Origin of the sequence: Lyngbya sp. CCAP 1446/10, assembly GCF_026130175.1 — a bacterium.
Taxonomy (GTDB): domain Bacteria; phylum Cyanobacteriota; class Cyanobacteriia; order Cyanobacteriales; family Microcoleaceae; genus Microcoleus.
Genome location: NZ_JAIGNI010000108.1, coordinates 1 through 7,504, shown reverse-complemented (window position 1 = coordinate 7,504; position 7,504 = coordinate 1). Strand labels below are relative to the sequence as shown.

The window sequence follows — 7,504 nt, the reverse complement described above, 5'->3', positions numbered from 1 at the left end:
GAAACGATCACGTTCCGTTTTGGAGAGCAGTGGAGGAGGCGACTCCTTCACTGACTTTAATTATAAGAAATGAAGCCTTGCGGATTCTGGCGTTAGGAACTAGCGCTTCTGCTTGTGGAGGGGATGTAAGTCGTCAAGAGTAAGATTTCGGTCTTGCTAGACGCTGTTCCCGTTGAGACAAGAAGCCAGCACGCTCGCCGCCGTATCGGTCAGTGTCTGGTAGTTCACGATTCTTCGTCCAAGTGTTCGGCGACTGCTCGGTAAAGTTCCAAAACGTGCCGATCGAGTAAACTATAAAAAACCTGTCTGCCAACCTTGCGGTAACTTACCAACCGCATCGCCCGCATCGCCCGCAACTGGTGCGATACTGCCGATTCACTCATTCCCAAAGTCGCCGCCAAATCGCACACGCACAATTCTTGTTTTGCCAACACAGACACCAGCCGCAGCCTGTTCGCATCTCCCAAAAGACTGAAAAACTCTGCCATTCGCTGAGCTTTTGCCGTGTTGAGCACTTGTGTTTGGATGTCCCCGACCCGCGAACAGTCAGCTACGTGCAGGCGATCGCACGTTGGTGTATCGTTCTCTTGGTGAGGCTGACTGATCGCTCCGTTAACAGCAGAGTTTGGTGACATCTTTGATCGGCTGGTTTTAATTCTCATTTTCATCTTAGCGCGATCGACCCATCTTTTGTAACAAAGTTTTTACATTTCCTTGACATACATCTGAATATATGTTCAGATGTATGTATCGATCATCCACCAGGAGAATCCAAAATGACTACCGTCACCCAAATAAAATGCGCCTGTCCTTCTTGCTTGTGCGTTGTCAGCCTGACTGAAGCCGTCGAAAAAAGTGGCAAATCATACTGTTCCAGTGCTTGCGCTGACGGCCACCCCAACGGCACCGGCTGCGGCCACACCGGTTGCGAGTGCCACAAATAAATATTCCGCTTGAGAATAGGTTAAGGAACCCCTGTAAAATCTATCTAAAGGGAGATGCCAACAGCGCATCTCCCAATTTTTGTGCTTTTAGGTTAAACTAAGGTTAAAATCCGGGTAATTAAAGGTTAAAATTCCCTTAATAGGCTAAGTACACAGCGAAAAAGCACAATTGTTACCAGCGGAATACAATAAAAGTAAGTTAGCGCCGCAATACTAAGTGCAAATACTGCTATTAATAGCAAAGACAGAACCAAAAGTTGAATTAGGAGGGGGCAATGAAAGAACGGGAAGATTTTTTACATCCTCGCAGTCGCTACTACGGAGATTTCACGCCAGAAAACTTGGCCTTTGATGCCAACTTGCAGGAATTTGCTCAGAAAATAACTTACATTTGCTCGCTGGAAACAGGCGGGAAAATTAGCACGGAGAAAGCTTATAAAGATATTAAGGCGCTTTGGAAAGACTTAAAATCCTCTAAGAAGCAGTTGGGAATTGGCAAAAAACCACCCACTACCGATGAAGAAAATTCACCTTAAATTCATCGCAGATAAGACGGTGGTTGAAACCGAGCCTATAAAAACGTAGGCATTAGCCTTCTTGAAGGCTAGTCCGCCGACGCAGTGTAAAGAAAATAATATAATTTTAACCGTCTTCAAACCGCGTCGGCGGTTTTTGTTTGTCTAGGCGCGGTTTCAACCGCCGGCTTTTTCTACGGTTTAGGAATTGGTGTTGCTTCTCCTGCAAACGGAGTACAATTGCCGCCCAGGCCAGTAGTAATCGCGCAAGTATTAGTTTTCAGCATTCCTTCATAGGTATCAGCGCCCGTACCAGGGCCGCCCAACTCGTCGCTATAAAGTTCTTTGTCCGAAATTTTGACATTTGCTTCCCTCGCTACAGTCTCCATTAACTTCGGATTAGTTGTATTTTCTACAAAAATTGTCGGCACTCCTGCGGTCTTAATTTGTGATGATAATTCGGCAATTCTGGCGGCTGTGGGCTGTTCCTCTGTTGTCACTCCCTGCAAAGCTCCAGCAACTTCCAAACCGTAAGCATCGGCATAATAACTCAAAGCATCGTGAGTTGTGACTAATTTGCGTTTATCCGCCGGAATTGTCGCAATTTGCGCTTTAATCCAAGTATCTATTTTTTGCAAATTACCAGTTAATTTCGCGGCATTGCTAGTATAAAGTTGAGTATTTGTAGGAGCAACTTTGATCAATTCATCGCGAATTATTTCTACCATCCGTACACCATTTTTAGGGTTGTGCCAAACGTGAGGATCAGGAACTTTTTCGCCGGCTGCGTGGGGTTTATCTTCTGCTTTGTCTTCCCCGCCTTCGTGTTCGTGTTCGCCCATTAGAGGTTTGGGAACGGCGAGTTCGTGTACGGCGATTTTTGGTGCGGAATTATTGCTGGATTTAATTAATTTAATGATGCTGGGTTCGTGGTCGTAGCCGGCGTATAAAATCAAATTTGCTGTTTCAATCGCTTTACTGTCTTCTGGCTTGGTTTGGTAGGCGTGGGGGTCTTCTCCGGGCTTGATTAGACAGGTGGTGTCGATCGAGCTTTGGGCAATTTCCTTAGTAATATCGCAGATCACACCAGTGGTGGCGACGACTTTCGGCAAGTTAGCCACGGGACTCACTTGAGTTTGAGTGGCGCTGGGACTCTCTGGCGTGGAATTGCTGGGTTTGGGGGTGGAAGTGCACCCAACCAGTCCAAAACCGATCGCCAAAACAGCCGTACTGCAAAATCTGCCAGTTTTTCCAGACAATTTTTTTAACATTTCACCTTTGGAACGATAATCGTTATTACTTTTAGAGTTATCCTATTGTAGTAGCTACGAACAAGAATGGTTCTCAAAATCTCGAATTATGTTAGAAGTGCAAGACTTGGCTGTGAATTATCGAGGAATTTCGGCCCTTAACAACGTGAGTTTCCAGTTAGAGTCCGGACAGTTAACGGGGGTGTTCGGCCCCAACGGCGCGGGGAAAAGCACGATGGTGAAAGCGATGCTGGGATTGATTCCGGCGTGTCGGGGTTTGGTAAAATATCAGGGGCGGTTGTTGAAGGAACAGTTGTCGCGGGTGGCCTACGTGCCGCAGCGATCACAAATTGACTGGGATTATCCGATTACGGTGTGGAATGCGGTGATGATGGCGCGGACTGTCCAGACTGGTTGGTTTCGGAGTCCCTCGAAGCAGTCGCGGGAATTGGTGACAACTGCTTTGCTGCGGGTGGGAATGTGGGATTTGCGCGATCGGCAAATTGGCGAACTCTCCGGGGGACAGCAGCAGCGGATATTTTTAGCAAGGTCGATCGCCCAACAAGCCGATTTATTCTTCTTCGACGAGCCCTTTAGTGCGATCGACAAAGCAACAGAAGAGATTATATTCGATATTTTTGCCGAACTCAAAGCCGAAAATAAAACATTGCTAGTAATCAGCCACGATTTAGGCGAAACCTTAAAAAAATACGATAATTTATTGTTACTCAACAAAGGATTAATTGCCGCTGGTTCCAGCCGAGAAGTTCTCACCGCCGCTAATATTCAAAAAGCCTATGGATACGATTTAAGCTTAGTTTCTGCCTGAGCAAAATGGGATTATTTTCATCGTAGGGTGCGTCGCTACGAGATTGTCGATTTCCCTTGATAATTTTTCAAGGGCGACACACCCTACAGCTACCTCTTCCTTCTTCCTTCTTCCTTCTTCCTTCTTCCTTCCTCTATAAATGTTAAACATACTAATTGAGCCGCTCAAATTCGAGTTCATGCGAAATGCGATCGCCGTCGGCATTTTGCTAGGAATTGTCTGCGCCGTAGTCGGCTCATACCTAATTGTACAGCAAATGGGAATGATGGTAGACATGATTGCCCATTCAGTATTAGCAGGATTGCCCGTTGCCTTTTCTTTAGGTTTCAATATTTCCATCGGCGCGTTTATCTCAGGAATCATCAGCGCCGTAATTATGGCATGGATTCAATCGCAATCGCGGCTCAAAATTGATGCAATCATGGCATTGATTTTGTCTACATTCTTAGCAATTAGCGTCACATTGATTAGCCTATTACGGACGACAAAATTAGATTTAGACGGGTTTCTGTTCGGCAATATATTGTCAGTTGCACCGTCTGATGTGCAGCAGACTTTCCTCATAACAGTGATTATTTTGGTGGCGGTTAAAATCTTTTACAAAGAACTGCTATTCTATACGTTCGACCCGCTGGGAGCGCAAGCATCCGGTTTACCTGTAAACTTGATTTATTTGGGGATGATTTCGGCGATTACACTAACGATTGTGGCGAGTTTGCAAACTGTGGGGGCGCTGTTAGTAATTTCGCTGTTAATCGGGCCTGGAATTACGGCGTATTTGTTGGTAAAAGAGTTACACTTAATGATGGGATTTGGTGCTATAATTGGAATTATAGCTAGTGTAACTGGGATGTATTTCAGCTATTATTTTAATATGCCATCTGGTGCGGCAATTGTATTAGTTGTATTTGGATTATTTTTAGTAGCTTTGCTGTTCAGTCCCAGTCAAGGAATTTTGACCAGAAAGAAAGGAGAATAGTCCTATTCAGTGTAAACATTTTGATAAATCTCGCTGCTAGCTGAGTCTAGATCCCCCTAAATCCCCCTTAAGAAGGGGGACTTTGATTCTATCCGGTTCTCTCCTTTTGAAGGAGAACTTTGATATTTTCCGGTTCCCCCCTTTTTAAGGGGGGCTAGGGGGGATCTGGGCCAGTCGTCAAACAAGAAAGTTATTACTACGTTTGACAGTAAGTTGACACCAATGCTTTTCAACCCGCCCTGCAAATATGCGTTTTTTACCAGAAAGAAGCTGTCAACTGTCAACTGTCAACTGTCAACTGAAGCTTACTTAGCTTGACAATAGGTTTCGTAAACACCATCAAGCAGTAAATTAAGAGCAGAAGTTGCTTTCTCGGCAGCTAACAGCGCTTCTTGCTGTGCTTCTTCAGTTTGGCAAAGCTGTAACAGCGCTTCGCGGGTGGCTTGCGAGTGGAACTCGTCGGCTTTTTCATGGACTTGAAAGAAAGACAAAGCAGCTTGTGAATCGATGCCGTAAAATTCCTTTAAACCAGCAATTTTGGTTGTAGAAACTTCGGGGATTTGTGCTTCGTAAGCATAAAGGGCAGCTAAACCTTTGACGGGAGATTCGCTGCGCGCTAAGTCTTTGAGAATGCGGACGGATTCTGTAGTTTTTTCTAAGTGTTCGTGTGAAAGAACAGCGTTTCTGTCTAAACCCAAACCTTCGGCAAAGCGCAGCCACAGTTCAGGGTGATTTGCAGCGCCTCGCTCTTCTTCTATCAGGTTTTCGAGGAGCATTTGACGAATTTTGATGTCGTCGCAGGCGGCGTGCGTAGCGCTAACGTAGGTGGGGAAGTTGTGGACTTGCAGGTAGTATTCTTGTGCGTACTCTTGCAGCATTGCGAGGTCGAGTTTACCTTCGTTCCACATTTGGTAGAACGGGTGTTTCAGCAGGTGGTTTTGGTCGAGAATGCTGTTGAGTTGTTCGAGAAATTGCTGTTCGGTCATAATTGTCGATCGCCCTTAAGGATAATGCAGCCACTAAAATGTTATATTAATCTAGCCTTCTGTAAAGTGCAAGTTTTCAATTGTTGATGTTTTTGCAACTTGGAGTGCGATCGGTCGTTATGCGAACTCAACCTCACCCGAATCCCTTGCTGCCCGTAGATTTCGACCAAACCACCAATTCGCCACCACAGCCACCAGCCGCGAGAAACTGACCATCGGGATGCCATGCGAGACAGGAAAAACCAGCCTCTGCACCTTCTAGAATTTGCAGCAATTGTTCTGCTTCGTACCACAAACAAAGTTGACCGTCGGCGGCGGCGGAAGCTAATAAAAATGTGTTAGGCTGAAAGGCGATCGCACTTACCACATTTTCATGAACTTCTAAAGCCCAACCTTCCCAACCGACACTTTCATCAGCATCTCTTGCCCAAACAGAAACACCTTGAGAACTCGAAGCAGCCAACAAAGGTGCCAAAGAATTAATTTGATCCGACCAAGCCAACTCCCGAACCTTCCCCGGAAAACCCTGCATTACCCACGGTTCCAAGTTGCCCCATTCACTAACAATTAGAGTATTATCCATATTGCCGCAGGCTAAATATTCCCCTTGTGGCGACCAAGCAATTGCACCTGTTACAGACGGTACTGATAAAATTTCCGGGTCTTCGTCCCAGTCTTCGCCACTCCAAACTTTAACACCTTGATAGCCGCTAACTGCCAGGTATTGAACAATCGGATGCCATGCTAAATCTAGGATAGATGATGACTCGAAATTCAGCGTTACTTCCACAATATGATCATCAGCATTCCAGACTTGAACACAGCGGCCCATACTGAAAGCTAACTGATTGCAGTGGGGACTCCAAGCTAATTTATCAACCCAGACACGGTGATTGTCCAAACTAGCAATTAATTCGCCAGAATCAACCCTCCAAATTTGCACTTTTCCATCTTGTCCGCCCGCAGCTAAGAATTGACTATCGGCAGAAAAAGATAAACAATCTACCGATTTACCCGTGGCACTTTGCAGCGGTTGCAAAGACAATTTATTAATTTCCCCTGTCGCCAGCATCACTTCGCCCGCAGCGGAACAAACTGCTAAAGTTGCGCCATCCGGCGACCACGTAACAGCAGTTATGTAGTCAGAAAGCATGGCTGCGGCGTGAAATTCCAGAGTTTGTTCGCTACTTTTTAAACTAGACACCGATGGAAATCCTCTCGCAATTGAGTTTCGTTTAAGTTGCGGCCGATAAATACGAGTTCATTTTTCGGAGTTTCGGTGGCTTTCCAAGCTCTATCCGGCCGACCATCGAACATCATGTGTACTCCTTGAAAAACAAATCGCTCGTCTTTTCCAGCTATATTCAAAATGCCTTTTGTCCGAAAGATATTCGGGCCTTGAGTTCGTAACAATTCCTCAATCCAATCGCTAAATTTGTTGCCGTCAATAGCGCCGGATTCGACTATTGCTACGGAAGTTACTGTTACGTCATGTTCGTGTTCATGTTCGCCCAAAAAGTCTGGTTCGATTTCTAAGGCTCGGTTCAAGTCAAAGGCTTTAACGCCTAACAAAGCATCCATTGCTAATTCAGCGTTCTGAGTACGGTGAATTTTTCCCATTGCATTCATGGCGCGAATTCGCTTTTCTAATTCAGCCAATTCTCCGTCAGTCACTAAATCAGTTTTGTTGAGCAAAACCACGTCAGCAAAAGCAATTTGTTCTTGAACTTCCTCTGCATCCCAATGTTGCCAGATGTGCTTGGCATCAACGACAGTGACAACTGCATCCAGCAGCAATTTGTCCCGCATATCTTCGTCTACAAAAAATGTTTGAATTACGGGTGCGGGGTCGGCTAAACCTGTAGTTTCGATGACTATAGCAATCCTAAATCATTTTCTATGTATAGGTGTATTGATGGATTTTGGGGAAATCAAATTTATGTTCGTTTGTGAAAAACTCAAACAAAAATTTAATTATCTTAAAAGACTTACATAAATACC

Annotated in this window: 10 protein-coding genes; 4 read left to right on the top strand and 6 right to left on the bottom strand. The window is 45.2% G+C overall.

Translation table 11 applies throughout. From position 1 onward, the window contains the following. Positions 1-224 precede the first annotated feature (224 nt). A complete protein-coding gene (locus tag K4039_RS26145) occupies positions 225-635 on the bottom strand; it encodes a helix-turn-helix transcriptional regulator (protein ID WP_265239420.1) in 411 nt (136 codons plus the stop codon). Between the two features lie 141 nt (positions 636-776). Here K4039_RS26145 and K4039_RS26140 point away from each other — a divergent pair, with 141 nt between their 5' ends. Further along, complete coding sequence (locus K4039_RS26140) at positions 777-944, top strand: metallothionein (RefSeq protein WP_265239419.1); 168 nt, start codon at positions 777-779, stop codon at positions 942-944. 275 nt (positions 945-1,219) lie between these two features. Then, positions 1,220-1,480 carry a hypothetical protein gene (locus K4039_RS26135; protein ID WP_265239418.1) on the top strand — a complete coding sequence of 87 codons (261 nt, stop codon included), beginning with the start codon at positions 1,220-1,222 and terminating at the stop codon, positions 1,478-1,480. Positions 1,481-1,653: 173 nt separating this feature from the next. Here the strand turns inward: K4039_RS26135 and K4039_RS26130 are convergent, their stop codons facing one another. Continuing rightward, positions 1,654-2,730, bottom strand: coding sequence for a metal ABC transporter solute-binding protein, Zn/Mn family (locus K4039_RS26130; protein WP_265239417.1), 1,077 nt, complete (start codon positions 2,728-2,730; stop codon positions 1,654-1,656). 88 nt (positions 2,731-2,818) lie between these two features. On the opposite strand from K4039_RS26130, the gene K4039_RS26125 reads away from it, so the two are divergent. Continuing rightward, a complete protein-coding gene (locus K4039_RS26125) occupies positions 2,819-3,538 on the top strand; it encodes a metal ABC transporter ATP-binding protein (protein WP_265239416.1) in 720 nt (239 codons plus the stop codon). Here K4039_RS26125 and K4039_RS26120 read toward each other — a convergent pair. Further along, a complete protein-coding gene (locus K4039_RS26120; RefSeq protein ID WP_265239421.1) occupies positions 3,524-3,718 on the bottom strand; it encodes a hypothetical protein in 195 nt (64 codons plus the stop codon). The genes K4039_RS26125 and K4039_RS26120 overlap by 15 nt on opposite strands. On the opposite strand from K4039_RS26120, the gene K4039_RS26115 reads away from it, so the two are divergent. After that, on the top strand, positions 3,678-4,517 hold the full coding sequence (locus K4039_RS26115; RefSeq protein ID WP_265239415.1) for a metal ABC transporter permease: 840 nt from the start codon (positions 3,678-3,680) through the stop codon (positions 4,515-4,517). The genes K4039_RS26120 and K4039_RS26115 overlap by 41 nt on opposite strands. 305 nt (positions 4,518-4,822) lie before the next feature. Here the strand turns inward: K4039_RS26115 and K4039_RS26110 are convergent, their stop codons facing one another. The 3 genes from K4039_RS26110 to K4039_RS26100 form a co-directional block, all read right to left on the bottom strand. Further along, complete coding sequence (locus K4039_RS26110; RefSeq protein ID WP_265239414.1) at positions 4,823-5,503, bottom strand: CADD family putative folate metabolism protein; 681 nt, start codon at positions 5,501-5,503, stop codon at positions 4,823-4,825. Positions 5,504-5,636: 133 nt separating this feature from the next. After that, on the bottom strand, positions 5,637-6,707 hold the full coding sequence (locus K4039_RS26105; protein ID WP_265239413.1) for a WD40 repeat domain-containing protein: 1,071 nt from the start codon (positions 6,705-6,707) through the stop codon (positions 5,637-5,639). Next, positions 6,695-7,375 (bottom strand): GTP-binding protein, encoded by a 681-nt coding sequence (locus K4039_RS26100; RefSeq protein WP_321161665.1) that lies wholly within the window; start codon positions 7,373-7,375, stop codon positions 6,695-6,697. The genes K4039_RS26105 and K4039_RS26100 overlap by 13 nt, the downstream gene beginning before the upstream one ends. Positions 7,376-7,504 lie beyond the last annotated feature (129 nt).